The following is a 14718-nucleotide window of genomic DNA, read 5'->3' as shown; positions in this document are numbered from 1 at the left end:
GATCTGCCGCGGTCAGGTATCGACCGGCCCCAACTTTACGTCAGCTGTGCCCCAGGTCACTCCTCCCGGCACCGCGGCTAAACCCCCCTCAAGTGCACGATGTCGCCGGCGCCGACCGGCTCCTGCACGCCCTCCTCGGTCGCCAGCACCAGCCGCCCGTCCCCGTCCACCGCGACCGCCTCTCCGATGATCGTCCGGTCACCCGGCAGTTCCGCCCGCACCACCCTCCCCAGCGTGGCGCACCCGGCGGCATACGTCTCCTGCAAGCCACTGGACGCCGGATCGCCCCCGGCGGTCCGCCACCGCCGGTACCACTCCTCCAGCGAGCGCAGGACGGCGCGCAGCAGCGGGTCGCGGTCCGTGTTCGCCGCGCCGGCCAGCGCCAGCGAGCCCGCGGTGGGCACCGGCAGTTCCTTCTCGCGGAGGGTGACGTTGAGGCCGACGCCGATCACCACGCCGTCGTCCGCCGCCCGCTCGGCCAGGATGCCGCCGGCCTTGCGTTCCTCGCCGCCGACGGTCACCAGCAGGTCGTTGGGCCACTTGAGTGCCGTGTCGACGCCGGCCGCCCGGGACAGGCCGGTCGCCACGGCCACGCCGGTGAGCAGCGGCAGCCAGCCCCAGTGGGACACCGGGACGTCCGTCGGGCGCAGCAGCACGGAGAAGAACAGGCCGGAGCGCGGCGGAGCGGTCCACTGGCGGTCCAGCCGGCCGCGCCCGGCGGTCTGCTCCTCGGCGATCAGCACCTCGCCCTCCACCGCCAGGCCCTCGGCGGCCCGGGCCACCAGGTCGGAGTTGGTGGAGCCGGTGCGCTGCACCACGCGCACCTCCGACCACAGCCCTCCCTCGAGCACCAGCGCCTTGCGCAGCGCGGTCGCGTTCAGCGGAGGCCGGTCCAGATCGGTCCAGCGGTTGTTGGGCTCTGATGCATCTCGGGGCGTCATGCAAGCCACCCTAGGTGTGGTAAACGCCGCACTGCCGATCGATGGGCACCCCACTACGCTACGGATGAGTAACCGTCCCCCCTTTTGAGCAGGCAGGGAGCCGCATCCCGATGTCCGAGCCGGAAGAGCGTCAAGAGCGTCACGAGATCGACATCCACACGACCGCGGGCAAGCTCGCGGATCTCCAGCGCCGCATCGAGGAAGCGACGCACGCCGGCTCCGCTCGCGCCGTCGACAAGCAGCACGCGAAGGGCAAGCTGACGGCCCGTGAGCGGATCGCGCTGCTGCTCGACGAGGGCTCGTTCGTGGAGTTGGACGAGTTCGCCCGGCACCGCTCCACCAACTTCGGCCTGGAGAAGAACCGCCCCTACGGGGACGGCGTGGTGACCGGGTACGGCACCGTCGACGGCCGTCCCGTCGCGGTCTTCTCGCAGGACTTCACCGTCTTCGGCGGCGCGCTCGGCGAGGTCTACGGGCAGAAGATCGTCAAGGTGATGGACTTCGCGCTGAAGACCGGCTGCCCGGTCATCGGCATCAACGACTCCGGCGGCGCCCGCATCCAGGAGGGCGTGGCCTCGCTGGGGGTGTACGGCGAGATCTTCCGCCGCAACACCCACGCCTCCGGTGTGATCCCGCAGATCAGCCTGGTCGTCGGGCCCTGCGCGGGCGGCGCGGTCTACTCGCCCGCCATCACCGACTTCACGATCATGGTCGATCAGACCTCGCACATGTTCATCACCGGCCCGGACGTCATCAAGACCGTCACCGGCGAGGACGTCGGCTTCGAGGAACTGGGCGGCGCCCGCACCCACAACACCGCCTCCGGCGTGGCCCACCACATGGCCGGGGACGAGAAGGACGCCATCGAGTACGTCAAGCAGCTGCTGTCGTACCTGCCGTCGAACAACCTCAGCGAGCCCCCGGCGTTCCCGGAGGAGGCGGACCTCTCCCTCACCGACGAGGACCGCGAGCTGGACACGCTGGTCCCGGACAGCGCCAACCAGCCGTACGACATGCACACGGTGATCGAACACGTCCTGGACGACGCCGAGTTCTTCGAGACGCAGCCGCTGTTCGCGCCCAACATCCTCACCGGCTTCGGCCGCGTGGAGGGCCGCCCGGTCGGCATCGTCGCCAACCAGCCGATGCAGTTCGCCGGCTGCCTCGACATCGCCGCGAGCGAGAAGGCCGCCCGGTTCGTGCGCACCTGCGACGCGTTCAACGTCCCGGTCATCACCTTCGTCGACGTGCCCGGCTTCCTGCCCGGCGTCGACCAGGAGCACGACGGCATCATCCGCCGCGGCGCCAAGCTGATCTACGCCTACGCGGAGGCCACCGTCCCGCTGATCACCGTCATCACCCGCAAGGCCTTCGGCGGCGCGTACGACGTCATGGGCTCCAAGCACCTGGGCGCCGACCTCAACCTGGCCTGGCCGACGGCGCAGATCGCCGTGATGGGCGCCCAGGGCGCCGTCAACATCCTGCACCGCCGCACCATCGCCGAGGCGGACGACGTCGAGGCGACCCGGGCGCGGCTCATCCAGGAGTACGAGGACACCCTCCTCAACCCCTACATCGCGGCCGAGCGCGGCTACGTCGACGCGGTGATCATGCCGTCCGACACGCGCCACCACATCGTGCGCGGCCTGCGTCAACTGCGCACCAAGCGGGAATCCCTGCCCCCGAAGAAGCACGGCAACATCCCGCTCTAGACGACTGACGACCAGACGACCCACGACCCGCTGGAGCCGACATGACGATCAAGGTCGTACGGGGCAACCCGACCCCGGAGGAGCTGGCCGCCGCCCTGGCGGTGGTCCGGGCCCGCGCCGCGGCGGCGTCGGCAGCGCCGCCCGGCGCGCCCGGCCCGCGGGACTCCTGGTCCGACCCGGCCCGACTGGCCGGCCGGCGCGTGCCCCAGCCGGGCCCGGCGGCGTGGTCGCGGACCTACTGGCCGGCCTGAAGCACGTCCGCGACGGCTTCGGCCATCACCGCGTGGCCCCCGCCGTTCGGGTGCAGGTGGTCGCCGACGTCGTACGCCGGGTGCAGCCGGTCCGGGTCCGCCGAATCGGCCGGGGCGCGGCGCAGGTCCACCCATCGCGTCGTACTCCCCCGAGCACCTGGTCCACTCGTCGAGCCGCTGGCTCACCTCGGCCGCGCGCTCGCCCCAGTGGTCGGCAACCCCGAAGGGCAGCAGGGCCGCGCCGACCACCCCACGAGGCGGACCGAGCCGGGCTCGACGGCGGCACCGGCGGTCGCACGCCCCACCGTCGCGCCCGCCAGGCGCACGGGTGGTGCCGTACGCGTTCGACAGCCGGACGCGCAGCCGGCCGCCGCCCGCCGTGAGCCGGACGACCTGGCGCAGCGACTGACGCCGGCAGCCCTGCCCTGACGGAACCATGGACCCGTGTGATGAAACTTGAGTACGCGTACTCAGGCGCCGCGCGGCACCGCCGACTCACGATCGAAGGCATGCTGTGGTCCGACCCGGAGAACGAGCCGCCCAAGGAACTGCGCGACGCGCAGGAGATGTTGCGGCGGCTGGGCGTTCTCATGGCGCTGGCCATGGTGCTCGCGATGATCGTGATCGGCCTGGGGTGAGCCGTTCGGGTTACGCCGATACGCTGGCCGCATGACTGATCAGCCGCGCCGCCGACTCGTGCTCGCCTCCCAGTCCCCCGCCCGGCTCGGGCTGCTGCGACAGGCCGGGCTCGACCCCGAGGTGATCGTGAGCGGCGTCGACGAGGACGCCGTGACCGCGCCCACGCCCGCCGAGCTGGCCCTCGCGCTCGCCGAGGCGAAGGCCTCCGTCGTCGCCGCCCGGCCCGACGTCAAGGGCGCCCTGGTGATCGGCTGCGACTCGGTGCTCGACCTGGACGGCGAGGCGCTCGGCAAGCCGGCCGACCCCGAGGAGGCCACCGCACGCTGGAAGGCGATGCGCGGCCGGGCCGGAACGCTCCAGACCGGGCACTGCGTCTACGACACGCTGAGCGGGCGGTACGCCTCCGCGACCGCCTCCACCGTCGTCCGTTTCGGTGACCCCACGGACGAGGAGATCGCCGCGTACGTCGCCTCCGGCGAGCCCCTCTACGTCGCCGGGGCCTTCACCCTGGACGGCCGCTCGGCGCCGTTCATCGACGGCATCGACGGCGACCACGGCAACGTGATCGGCATCAGCCTGCCCCTCGTGCGCCGACTGCTGGCCGAGCTGGGCGTCGGCATCACGGAGTTGTGGGCGCCGGCGGAGGACTGACCGGCGCGTCGCCGGCCGGCGGGTCCCCGGCGCCGCCGTCCGTGCCGTCCCACTGCTCGCCGGACGCGGGACTCCGGCGGCCGTCGTACGTCATCAGGAGCAGCACGACGAGGCCCATCACCAGCATCATGAACAGGAACGCGTGCGGGCCCACCAGCCCCCAGGTGAGCGCGCCCAGCACGCCGTGCACCACGGCCGCGCTGATGAGCAGGACGCGGCCGAGGCCGACCGGGGTGCGGTCGCGCACGGCGACCAGGAGGGCGATCAGGCCGCACAGGGCGAAGTAGAGCCCGAAGACCACGCCGCCGGCCTTCGAGGACAGGGACATCACGTCCGGGTCGAGGCCCGCCAGGGACATGTCCTGGTTGTCGACCACCATCCCCAGGAACCACTGCAGCGCGGCGATGCCGAACGCCTCCACGAAGAGCACCAGCGCCACGATCAACGCCACCGGCCTGCGCACCACCGATCCCCACCCACTTCCGGCCGCCGCACCGCCATCAGGTGCTGTTACCCCGAGTACGTTCGCGTACGTCCCGAACGCTACTAACGGGTAAACCAGGGGACAAGGGTTCTGCCGCCGGCAAAGAATCATTGGGCCATTCGTAGGGACTCGACAAAGAATCCAAGTGGGGCGCAGCACGCTCTCACAGAGACCTTGACCACACGAGAAGGCTAGGGTTTCCCGGAGGAATCCTGCGTACCGCGCCGCGACAAGGGATTTCGCGGGTCGAGCAAGCCTCGCATCACGCTCCGTGTGGGCAAGCTCACCATTGGGGACGGGTCGAAGTGCCGTGTCGGCAGTCCCTAAACTCGGCTTGTTTCAAGGAGGGAGCCTCAATCGTGCGCAAGGTGCTCATCGCCAACCGTGGCGAAATCGCTGTCCGCGTGGCCCGGGCCTGCCGGGACGCCGGGATCGCGAGCGTGGCCGTCTACGCCGACCCGGACCGGGACGCTCTGCATGTCCGCGCCGCGGATGAGGCGTTCGCCCTGGGTGGTGACACCCCCGCAACCAGCTACCTCGACATCGAGAAGGTCTTGAAGGCCGCCCGTGAGTCGGGGGCGGACGCCGTCCATCCGGGCTACGGGTTCCTGTCGGAGAACGCGGAGTTCGCGCAGGCGGTCCTGGACGCGGGGCTGATCTGGATCGGGCCGCCGCCGCAGGCGATCCGTGACCTCGGTGACAAGGTGGCGGCGCGGCACATCGCCCAGCGTGCGGGCGCCCCGCTCGTCGCCGGTACGCCCGATCCGGTGAGCGGCGCGCAGGAGGTCGTGGCCTTCGCCGAGGAGCACGGGCTGCCGATCGCCATCAAGGCCGCCTTCGGCGGTGGCGGACGCGGTCTGAAGGTCGCCCGGACGCTGGAGGAGGTGCCCGAGCTGTACGACTCCGCGGTCCGCGAGGCCGTGGCCGCGTTCGGGCGCGGGGAGTGCTTCGTCGAGCGCTACCTGGACAGGCCCCGGCACGTGGAGACGCAGTGCCTGGCCGACCAGCACGGCAACGTCGTGGTGGTGTCCACGCGGGACTGCTCGTTGCAGCGGCGTCACCAGAAGCTGGTGGAGGAGGCGCCGGCGCCGTTTCTGTCGCAGGCGCAGCGGGACGAGCTGTACGCGGCGTCGAAGGCCATCCTGAAGGAGGCCGGGTACGTCGGTGCGGGCACGGTGGAGTTCCTCGTCGGCCTCGACGGCACGATCTCCTTCCTGGAGGTCAACACCCGTCTGCAGGTGGAGCACCCGGTCACCGAGGAGGTCGCCGGGATCGACCTGGTGCGGGAGATGTTCCGCATCGCCGACGGCGAGGAGCTCGGCTACGGCGACCCGGAGCTGCGCGGTCACTCGTTCGAGTTCCGTATCAACGGCGAGGACCCGGGGCGCAACTTCCTGCCCGCGCCGGGGACGGTGACGCTGTTCGCGCCGCCGTCGGGTCCGGGCGTCCGCCTGGACGCGGGTGTGGAGTCGGGCAGTGTGATCGGCCCGGCGTGGGACTCGCTGCTCGCGAAGCTGATCGTCACCGGCCGTACCCGCAAGGAGGCCCTGCAGCGGGCCGCGCGGGCGCTTGAGGAGTTCCAGGTCGAGGGCATGGCCACGGCCATCCCGTTCCACCGCGCGGTCGTCAGGGACCCGGCCTTCGCCCCCGAGCTGACCGGCTCCACCGACCCGTTCACGGTCCACACCCGCTGGATCGAGACCGAGTTCGTCAACGAGATCAAGCCCTTCACCGCCACCAGTGACCTGGAGGCCGAGGACGAGCCGGGCCGCGAGACCGTCGTCGTGGAGGTCGGCGGCAAGCGCCTGGAGGTCTCCCTCCCGACCTCCCTCGGCATGTCCCTGGCCCGCACCGGTCTCGCCGCCGGTGCCAAGCCGAAGCGCCGCGCCGCGAAGAAGTCCGGCCCGGTCGCGTCCGGCGACAGCCTCGCCTCGCCGATGCAGGGCACCATCGTCAAGATCGCCGTGGAGGAGGGCCAGGCGGTCAAGGAGGGCGACCTGATCGTCGTCCTGGAGGCGATGAAGATGGAGCAGCCCCTCAACGCCCACAAGAACGGCACCGTCAAGGGCCTGAGCGCCGAGGTCGGCGCGTCGATCACGTCGGGCGCGGTGATCTGCGAGATCAAGGACTGAGCGGTCGTACGACATCCCGAGCGCCCGGCGGACCGGCTTGTGACGTCCGCCGGGCGTTTCGTTTCCCGTGCGGGACGTCAGGGCAGCCGGTGCCGCGGTCCGGACCTACACGGATCGAGGACACGGCGGTCGCCGCGGTCGTCGTCCCGGCAGCCGCTCATGACGGCGCCGGGGAGCCCCACGGCCCGCCGCGCGGCAGTTCGCGCGGGCGCGGGGCCCGGCAGGTCACCGGCGCCGCAGGTCGGCCACCCTGGCCCGCTCACCGCCCGGCGTCTGCTCGCCGAGGACGGCCGCCGTGCGCAGCGCCGACCCGGCGCCCGGCACCTGGCCGCGGCGGGGGCCCGGAAGGGGTACGTCCCGGCGCTGCTGGCGCGCCTGGGAGCCCTCACCGCCCGCGCTCCCGGCGTTTCCCGGGGCTCCCGTCCCGGCCACGGCGATCTGGACGCCCTGGTCGGCCAGCGCCTGCAGCTCGGTGGCGGCACGGTCGTCGTGCGCCGGCGGCTCGTCCGTGACGAGGCGGGTGATCACATCCGTCGGGACGGTCTGGAACATCGTGTCCGTGCCGAGCTTGGTGTGGTCCGCGAGGACCACGACCTCCGCGGCGGCCTGGACGAGGGCCCGGTCGACGGATGCCGAGAGCATGTTGGACGTGGACAGGCCGCGTTCGGCGGTCAGGCCGCTTCCGGAGAGGAACGCCCGGGACACCCGCAGGCCCTGGAGGGACTGTTCCGCACCCGACCCCACGAGGGCGTAGTTGGAACCGCGGAGCGTGCCGCCGGTCATCACGACCTCCACCCGGTTGGCGTGGGCCAGGGCCTGTGCCACGAGGAGCGAGTTGGTGACGACGGTCAGGCCGGGGACCCGGGCGAGCCGGCGGGCCAGCTCCTGGGTCGTCGTTCCGGCCCCGACCACGATGGCCTCGCCCTCCTCCACGAAGTTCGCGGCGAGGTCGGCGATGGCGGTCTTCTCGGCGGTCGCGAGATGCGACTTCTGCGGAAAGCCGGATTCCCGGCTGAATCCGCCCGGCAATACCGCACCGCCGTGCCGGCGGTCTAGGAGTCCTTCTGCCTCCAGTGCGCGCACGTCCCGCCGTACGGTCACTTCGGAGGTCTGGACGACGCGGGCGAGCTCACGGAGCGACACGGCCCCGTTCGCTCGCACCATTTCGAGGATCAACTGGCGACGTTCTGCAGCGAACACGAAACTGACAGTAACCCCAACGACCGTCTGGTTTCAGCAGTTTGCGCCGAATAACAGAAGTTGTTCGTACAGGGCAGCGGGAAGTGGTATAGGGGCCTACTCCCGCCGCTTATGCCGAACGCATGGTCGGCAACTCCCCGTGACCAGCGAGGAGTCGCTTTCGGCCGCCGGAACGGTCAGGCCTCGGCGGTCGCCTTCCGGGTGTGGAGCTGCCGGGCGACCTCCGCGATCGACCCCGAAAGGGAGGGGTACACGGTGAACGCGTTCGCGATCTGTTCGACCGTCAGATTGTTGTCGACGGCGATCGAGATCGGATGGATGAGCTCGGAAGCGCGCGGCGCCACCACCACTCCACCCACCACGATGCCGGTGCCCGGACGGCAGAAGATCTTGACGAAGCCGTCCCGGATGCCCTGCATCTTCGCGCGCGGGTTGCGCAGCAGCGGCAGCTTCACGACCCGGGCGTCGATGACACCGCCGTCGACGTCGGCCTGGGTGTAGCCGACGGTGGCGATCTCGGGGTCGGTGAAGACGTTGGAGGAGACGGTCTTCAGGTTCAGCGGGGCCACCGCGTCGCCGAGGAAGTGGTACATGGCGATACGGCCCTGCATGGCCGCCACCGACGCGAGCGCGAAGACACCGGTGACGTCACCGGCGGCGTACACGCCGGGGGCGCTGGTGCGCGAGACCTTGTCGGTCCAGATGTGCCCGGAGTCCTTGAGCCGGACGCCGGCCTCCTCCAGGCCCATGCCCTCGGTGTTGGGGATGGCGCCGACGGCCATCAGGCAGTGCGACCCGGTGATGACCCGCCCGTCGGCGAGGGTGACCTCGACCCGGTCCCCGACCCGCTTGGCGGATGCGGCCCGCGAGCGCGCCATGACGTTCATGCCGCGCCGCCGGAAGACGTCCTCCAGCACCGCCGCCGCGTCCGGGTCCTCACCCGGCAGCACCCGGTCCCGGGACGACACGAGGGTCACCTTCGACCCGAGCGCCTGGTAGGCGCCCGCGAACTCGGCGCCGGTGACGCCCGACCCGACCACGATCAGTTCCTCGGGCAGCTCGTCGAGGTCGTACACCTGGGTCCAGTTCAGGATCCGCTCACCGTCGGGCCTGGCGTCGGGCAGCTCACGGGGGTGCCCGCCGGTGGCGATGAGGACGGCGTCGGCCGTGAGCGTCTCCTCGCTCCCGTCCGCGGCCCGCACGACGACCTTCCGTGACCCGTCGAGCGCCTGCATGCCCTCCAGCCGTCCGCGCCCGCGCATCACCCGCGCGCCGGCCCGCGTCACGGCGGCGGTGATGTCGTGGGACTGGGCGAGCGCGAGGCGCTTCACCCGTCGGTTGACCTTGCCGAGGTCCACCCCGATGATGCGGGCGGCCATCTCCTCCGGCGGCGTGTCGTCCGCGACGATGATGCCCAGTTCCTCGTAGGAGGAGTCGAAGGTGGTCATCACCTCGGCCGTGGCGATCAGAGTCTTCGACGGCACGCAGTCGGTCAGCACCGACGCTCCGCCCAGACCGTCGCAGTCGACGACGGTCACCTCCGCACCGAGCTGGGCGGCGACCAGCGCCGCCTCGTATCCGCCGGGTCCGCCACCGATGATCACGATCCGAGTCACGTACTCCATTGTCCCGCACCCTTCAATGTGCGACTGCCCCGGGGGGCCGCCCGAGCTGTCACAGGTACCCCTGGTGTGAAAGTGACGCGCGAGCCGACTGCCGTACCCTCAGTCCATGTCGCTCTACGCCGCCTACGCCGGCAACCTCGACGCGCGGCTGATGACCCGCCGCGCCCCGCACTCGCCGATGCGAGCCACGGGGTGGCTGAACGGCTGGCGGCTGACGTTCGGCGGCGAGCACATGGGCTGGGAGGGCGCGCTGGCGACGATCGTGGAGTCGCCCGGCTCCCAGGTCTTCGTCGCGCTCTACGACATCGCCCCCATGGACGAGGAGTCACTCGACCGGTGGGTCGGCGTCGGCCTCGACGTCTACCGCCGCCTGCGCGTGCGCGTGCACACCCTGGACGGCGAGGAGGGCGCCTGGGCGTACGTCCTCAACGGGTACGAGGGCGGCCTTCCCTCGGCGCGCTATCTGGGCGAGATCGCGGACGCGGCGGAATCCGCCGGGGCGCCACACGATTACGTGATGGAGCTGCGCAAGAGGCCCTGCTGAGGACGCCCGACTCTAGACTCGGGCCGGATCGACGCACGAACGGAGGCGCGCCATGGCCGGCAGGACCGCGTACGAGGTCTACTACACCGAGCAGGCGGCAGCGGCTCGGGACCAGCTCGAGGAGCGTCAGCGCGCCGCGTTCGACAAGGGCATCATGATGCTCGCCCGGGACCCTTATCCCGACCTGTCCCGGTCCATAAGCTCCACCGGCGACGACCGGACCATCCGGCTCACGCAGAACATCCTCATCGAGTACACCGTCAGCGTGGGCCGACTGTTGATCTTCATCGTCCTGGTCTTCAACGACAAGGACATCTTCGTCCCCGGCGACTGACGAGCCGCCTCCTTGGCGGGAAACGACAAGACAACGATCGCCATCCCGTGACCTCCGCATCTACGCGCGTAGGACCAAACCGGCTACCCTCATCCGCGTGAACGCATCTCTTCTTCCGGACGACATCCAGGGCGACCCCTACGCCGCCGCCGGCGCCGCCGCCGCCCGCCTGCGCGAACTCACCGGCGCCGACTCCCACGACGTCGCCCTGGTGATGGGCTCCGGCTGGGCGCCGGCCGTGGACGCACTGGGCGCCCCCGACGCCGAGCTGCAGGTCACCGACCTGCCCGGGTTCCCGCCGCCGGCGGTCGCCGGGCACGGCGGCAAGATCCGCTCGTACCGGATCGGCGACAAGCGCGCCCTGGTGTTCCTCGGCCGCACCCACTACTACGAGGGCCGCGGAGTCGCCGCCGTGGCGCACGGCGTGCGCACCGCCGTCGCCGCGGGCGTGAAGACGATCGTCCTCACCAACGGCTGCGGCGGCCTGCGCGAGGGCATGCGTCCCGGGCAGCCGGTGCTGATCAGCGACCACATCAACCTCACCGCGACCTCCCCCATCGTGGGGGCGAACTTCGTCGACCTCACCGACCTGTACTCGCCGCGCCTGCGCACCCTGTGCAAGGAGATCGACCCCACCCTGGAGGAGGGCGTCTACGCCCAGTTCCCCGGCCCGCACTACGAGACGCCGGCCGAGATTCGCATGGCCCGCGTGATCGGCGCCGACCTGGTGGGCATGTCGACGGTTCTGGAGGCGATCGCGGCACGTGAGGCGGGCGCGGAGGTCCTGGGCATCTCGCTCGTCACGAACCTCGCCGCCGGCATGACCGGAGAGCCCCTGAACCACGAGGAGGTCCTCCAGGCGGGCCGCGACTCGGCGACGCGGATGGGCTCCCTGCTGGCCCAGGTCCTGGACCGGCTGTAGTCCACTCGGCGCAGGGTCCCGGACGGGGGGCGGCCACGACGGACTACGGTCGGGCACACGAAGCCGCACCCGCGCACGGCGGGCAGGGGCCGTGTCGGGGGGTGTCCGCCCACAGCGGTTGGCGCGTCAACCCGGGCACCTCTGCAGATGACCGATCGCGCGCCGTTCCGAGGACGGACACCCCCGGCGCGGCCCCGACGACGCACGCACCGCAGGCGCCCCAGCAACCCCGCAGACGCCCGCACAGGCCACCGCAGGCACCCCCGCCCGCAAAGATGCCGCAGGCACCCGGCAGGCACCACCCACAACGAGAGGCTGACCGACCGTGCAAGACGATCTCCTCGCACAGGCCCAGGCATGGCTCACCGAGGACCCCGATCCGGAGACCCGCGCCGAACTGGCCCGCCTGATCGACGCCAAGGACGTCACCGAGCTGGCCGCCCGCTTCGGCGGCACCCTCCAGTTCGGCACCGCCGGCCTGCGCGGCGAACTCGGCGCCGGCCCCATGCGCATGAACCGCTCGGTCGTCATCCGCGCCGCCGCCGGCCTCGCCGCGTACCTCAAGAAGCAGGGCCACCACGACGGGCTCGTCGTCATCGGCTACGACGCCCGCCACAAGTCGGCGGACTTCGCCCGCGACACCGCCGCCGTCATGACCGGCGCCGGCCTGCGCGCGGCCGTCCTGCCCCGCCCCCTGCCCACGCCCGTCCTCGCCTTCGCCATCCGGCACCTCGGCGCGGTCGCCGGCGTGGAGGTCACCGCCAGCCACAACCCGCCCCGGGACAACGGCTACAAGGTCTACCTCGGCGACGGCTCCCAGATCGTCCCGCCCGCCGACGCCGAGATCGCCGACGAGATCGCCGCGGTCCCCTCCCTCACCGTCGTCCGCCGCCCCACCGAAGGCTGGGAGACGCTCGACGACAGCGTCCTGCAGGCCTACCTCGCCCGCACGGACGCCGTCCTGGCCGAGGACTCCCCCCGCACCGCCCGCACCGTCTACACGGCGATGCACGGCGTCGGCAAGGACGTCCTCCTCACCGCCTTCGACCGCGCGGGCTTCCCGGTCCCCGTCCTGGTCGCCGAGCAGGCCGACCCCGACCCGGACTTCCCCACCGTCGCCTTCCCCAACCCGGAGGAGCCCGGTGCGATGGACCTCGCCTTCGCCGAGGCCCGCGCGTCCGACCCGGACCTGGTCATCGCCAACGACCCGGACGCCGACCGCTGCGCGGTGGCCGTCAAGGACGCCGGCGACTGGCGCATGCTCCGCGGCGACGAGGTCGGCGCCCTCCTCGCCGCCCACCTGGTGAACCGCGGGGTGCGCGGCACGTTCGCCGAGTCGATCGTCTCCTCCTCGCTCCTCGGCCGCATCGCCGCGCAGGCGGGCCTGCCTCACGAGGAGACCCTCACCGGCTTCAAGTGGATCGCCCGCGTCGACGACCTCCGCTTCGGCTACGAGGAGGCCCTCGGCTACTGCGTCGACCCGGACGGCGTACGCGACAAGGACGGCATCACAGCAGCGCTGCTGATCACGGAACTGGCCTCCGTGCTCAAGGCGGACGACCGCACCCTCCTCGACCTCCTCGACGACCTGGCCGTCGAACACGGCCTGCACGCAACCGACCAGCTGTCGGTCCGCGTCCAGGACCTCTCCGTCATCGCCGACGCCATGCGAAGGCTCCGCGAGCAGCCCCCCACCCACCTCGCAGGCCTGCCGGTCACGAACGCCGAGGACCTCGCCCGGGGCACGGACCGGCTCCCGCCCACGGACGGCCTGCGGTACACGCTCGACGGCGCACGGGTGATCGTCCGCCCCAGCGGCACGGAGCCGAAGCTGAAGTGCTACCTGGAGGTCGTCGTCCCGGTGGCCGCGCACGCCGACCTGCCGGCGGCCCGCGCCCGGGCGACGGAGCTGCTGGCGGCGATCAAGCGGGACCTGTCGGAGGCGGCGGGCATCTGACGGACCGGGGTGCCCCTCCCCCGGGCGGGGGCACCCCATCGGGTGGTTGACCCGGCGCACGACGCACGCTCCCCACCGCGGCACCCCCGCCGGTGAACGGTGGACCGGTACCGCACCGCAGCCGCGTACCTGGTTGGAGCACTCCCCTTGGCCTCGACGCCCGCCCCCACCGTCTGCCTGCCGCCCACCCGCACGCCGGCCGCCGCCCGTCGCACCGCCCTGCGTCACGCCGCCCCGGCGCTGCTCGCCTACGCCGGCGTCCGCGCCACCGGCCTGCTCGTCCTCACCCTCTGGTCGCACGTCCGCGGCCAGGACGTCCGGCGGGCCCTGGCGGCGGAGTGGGACGCCGAGTGGTACCTCGGCATCGCCGCCGACGGCTACGCCACGGAGCTCGGCACCCGGCACGACGCCAACAACCTCGCGTTCTTCCCCCTCTACCCACTCCTCCTGCGCGCCGTCACCCCGCTCTCCCCCCTCTCCCCCGCCTCCACCGGCCTGGCCCTGGCCGTCGCCGCGTCCCTGCTCGCCGCCTGGGGCGTCTTCGCGGTCGGCGACCACCTGCACGGCCGCCGCGTCGGCGTCCTGCTCACCACCCTCTGGGCGGCGCTGCCGGTGGGCCTCGTGCAGTGGATGGGGTACACGGAGTCCCTGTTCACCGCCTGCGCGGCCTGGTCGCTGTACGCCGTGCTCACCGGCCGCCCGCTCACCGCCGCCGGCCTCGCCGTCCTCGCCGGACTCACCCGCCCGACCGGCGTCGCGGTGGCCGCGGCGGTCACGGTCACCGCGCTGATGTCGTCGCGCCGGCCCCGGGCCCTCGCGGCGGCACTGCTCGCCCCGCTCGGCTGGCTGGGCTACGTCGGCTGGGTCGGCCTGCGCCTGGACCGCTGGGACGGCTACTTCGCCGTGCAGCGGCTGTGGCGCAACGAGTGGGACGGCGGCGTGCGGACCGTCGAGCGGATGCGGCAGCTGCTGTTCGAGGACTCGACGCCGGAGTCGTTCCTGCTCGTGGTGACCGGCACGCTGCTGGCGTCGGTGGTGCTGTTCGCCCTGTCAGTGGCGGACCGTCAGCCGTTGCCGCTGCTGGTCTTCACGGGCGTGATGCTGGCCGTCGTGCTGGGCAGCGGCGGCGTCTACTTCCCACGGGCCCGCTTCCTGCTGCCCGCGTTCCCGCTGCTCCTCCCCCTCGCCGTGCACCTGGCCGGGGCCTCCCGCCGACTGCGCGCACTGGCGCTGACAGGGGCGGTGCTCGGATCGGCGTACTGCGGCGCCCACATGATCCTGGTGTGGCCGAGCGCGCCCTGATGCACCGGGAGTTGGGCTGCCGCA

Annotated in this window: 15 protein-coding genes; 10 read left to right on the top strand and 5 right to left on the bottom strand. The window is 72.1% G+C overall.

Translation table 11 applies throughout. From position 1 onward, the window contains the following. Positions 1-77: 77 nt before the first annotated feature. On the bottom strand, positions 78-941 hold the full coding sequence (locus IPT68_RS22750) for a biotin--[acetyl-CoA-carboxylase] ligase (protein ID WP_189696220.1): 864 nt from the start codon (positions 939-941) through the stop codon (positions 78-80). A 110-nt stretch (positions 942-1051) separates the two neighbouring features. On the opposite strand from IPT68_RS22750, the gene IPT68_RS22745 reads away from it, so the two are divergent. Further along, entirely contained in the window at positions 1052-2653 is a 1602-nt protein-coding gene (locus tag IPT68_RS22745; RefSeq protein WP_189696219.1) for an acyl-CoA carboxylase subunit beta, read from the top strand. Positions 2654-2694: 41 nt separating this feature from the next. Further along, complete coding sequence (locus tag IPT68_RS22740; protein WP_189696218.1) at positions 2695-2904, top strand: acyl-CoA carboxylase epsilon subunit; 210 nt, start codon at positions 2695-2697, stop codon at positions 2902-2904. On the opposite strand, the gene IPT68_RS22735 is transcribed toward IPT68_RS22740, so the two are convergent. Further along, complete coding sequence (locus IPT68_RS22735; RefSeq protein WP_189696217.1) at positions 2889-3035, bottom strand: hypothetical protein; 147 nt, start codon at positions 3033-3035, stop codon at positions 2889-2891. The two genes, IPT68_RS22740 and IPT68_RS22735, sit on opposite strands and share 16 nt — an antisense overlap. A gap of 378 nt (positions 3036-3413) precedes the next feature. Here IPT68_RS22735 and mmpB point away from each other — a divergent pair, with 378 nt between their 5' ends. After that, positions 3414-3542: a morphogenic membrane protein MmpB gene (mmpB, locus tag IPT68_RS22730; protein WP_373300505.1), complete on the top strand. Its 129-nt coding sequence runs from the start codon at positions 3414-3416 to the stop codon at positions 3540-3542. Between the two features lie 31 nt (positions 3543-3573). After that, the gene (locus IPT68_RS22725) at positions 3574-4194 is read left to right on the top strand and encodes a Maf family protein (protein WP_189696216.1); all 621 of its coding nucleotides are present in this window, start codon (positions 3574-3576) and stop codon (positions 4192-4194) included. Here IPT68_RS22725 and IPT68_RS22720 read toward each other — a convergent pair. Next, positions 4163-4660, bottom strand: a complete 498-nt coding sequence (locus IPT68_RS22720) for a hypothetical protein (protein WP_189696215.1) — start codon at positions 4658-4660, stop codon at positions 4163-4165. The genes IPT68_RS22725 and IPT68_RS22720 overlap by 32 nt on opposite strands. Before the next feature lie 377 nt (positions 4661-5037). Between IPT68_RS22720 and IPT68_RS22715 the strand changes: the two genes are divergently transcribed. After that, complete coding sequence (locus IPT68_RS22715) at positions 5038-6810, top strand: acetyl/propionyl/methylcrotonyl-CoA carboxylase subunit alpha (RefSeq protein ID WP_194074001.1); 1773 nt, start codon at positions 5038-5040, stop codon at positions 6808-6810. Positions 6811-7035: 225 nt separating this feature from the next. Here IPT68_RS22715 and IPT68_RS22710 read toward each other — a convergent pair whose 3' ends face one another. Together IPT68_RS22710 and IPT68_RS22705 are read right to left on the bottom strand one after the other, a co-directional pair. Continuing rightward, a complete protein-coding gene (locus IPT68_RS22710) occupies positions 7036-7974 on the bottom strand; it encodes a DeoR/GlpR family DNA-binding transcription regulator (RefSeq protein WP_229818539.1) in 939 nt (312 codons plus the stop codon). A 212-nt stretch (positions 7975-8186) separates the two neighbouring features. Continuing rightward, positions 8187-9635 carry an NAD(P)H-quinone dehydrogenase gene (locus IPT68_RS22705; protein ID WP_189702246.1) on the bottom strand — a complete coding sequence of 483 codons (1449 nt, stop codon included), beginning with the start codon at positions 9633-9635 and terminating at the stop codon, positions 8187-8189. Positions 9636-9741: 106 nt separating this feature from the next. Here IPT68_RS22705 and IPT68_RS22700 point away from each other — a divergent pair, with 106 nt between their 5' ends. The 5 genes from IPT68_RS22700 to IPT68_RS22680 all read left to right on the top strand — a co-directional run bounded on the left by IPT68_RS22700 (position 9742) and on the right by IPT68_RS22680 (position 14694). Beyond that, on the top strand, positions 9742-10179 hold the full coding sequence (locus tag IPT68_RS22700; protein ID WP_189702245.1) for a gamma-glutamylcyclotransferase: 438 nt from the start codon (positions 9742-9744) through the stop codon (positions 10177-10179). Positions 10180-10231: 52 nt separating this feature from the next. After that, entirely contained in the window at positions 10232-10513 is a 282-nt protein-coding gene (locus tag IPT68_RS22695) for a hypothetical protein (protein WP_189702244.1), read from the top strand. Between the two features lie 97 nt (positions 10514-10610). Continuing rightward, on the top strand, positions 10611-11435 hold the full coding sequence (locus IPT68_RS22690) for a purine-nucleoside phosphorylase (protein ID WP_189702243.1): 825 nt from the start codon (positions 10611-10613) through the stop codon (positions 11433-11435). A 325-nt stretch (positions 11436-11760) separates the two neighbouring features. Beyond that, the gene (locus IPT68_RS22685) at positions 11761-13392 is read left to right on the top strand and encodes a phospho-sugar mutase (protein ID WP_189702242.1); all 1632 of its coding nucleotides are present in this window, start codon (positions 11761-11763) and stop codon (positions 13390-13392) included. A gap of 147 nt (positions 13393-13539) precedes the next feature. After that, positions 13540-14694 carry a hypothetical protein gene (locus IPT68_RS22680; protein WP_373300771.1) on the top strand — a complete coding sequence of 385 codons (1155 nt, stop codon included), beginning with the start codon at positions 13540-13542 and terminating at the stop codon, positions 14692-14694. Positions 14695-14718 lie beyond the last annotated feature (24 nt).

Origin of the sequence: Streptomyces chromofuscus (assembly GCF_015160875.1) — a bacterium.
GTDB lineage: Bacteria > Actinomycetota > Actinomycetes > Streptomycetales > Streptomycetaceae > Streptomyces > Streptomyces chromofuscus.
This window is presented reverse-complemented; position numbering and strand designations above follow the sequence as displayed.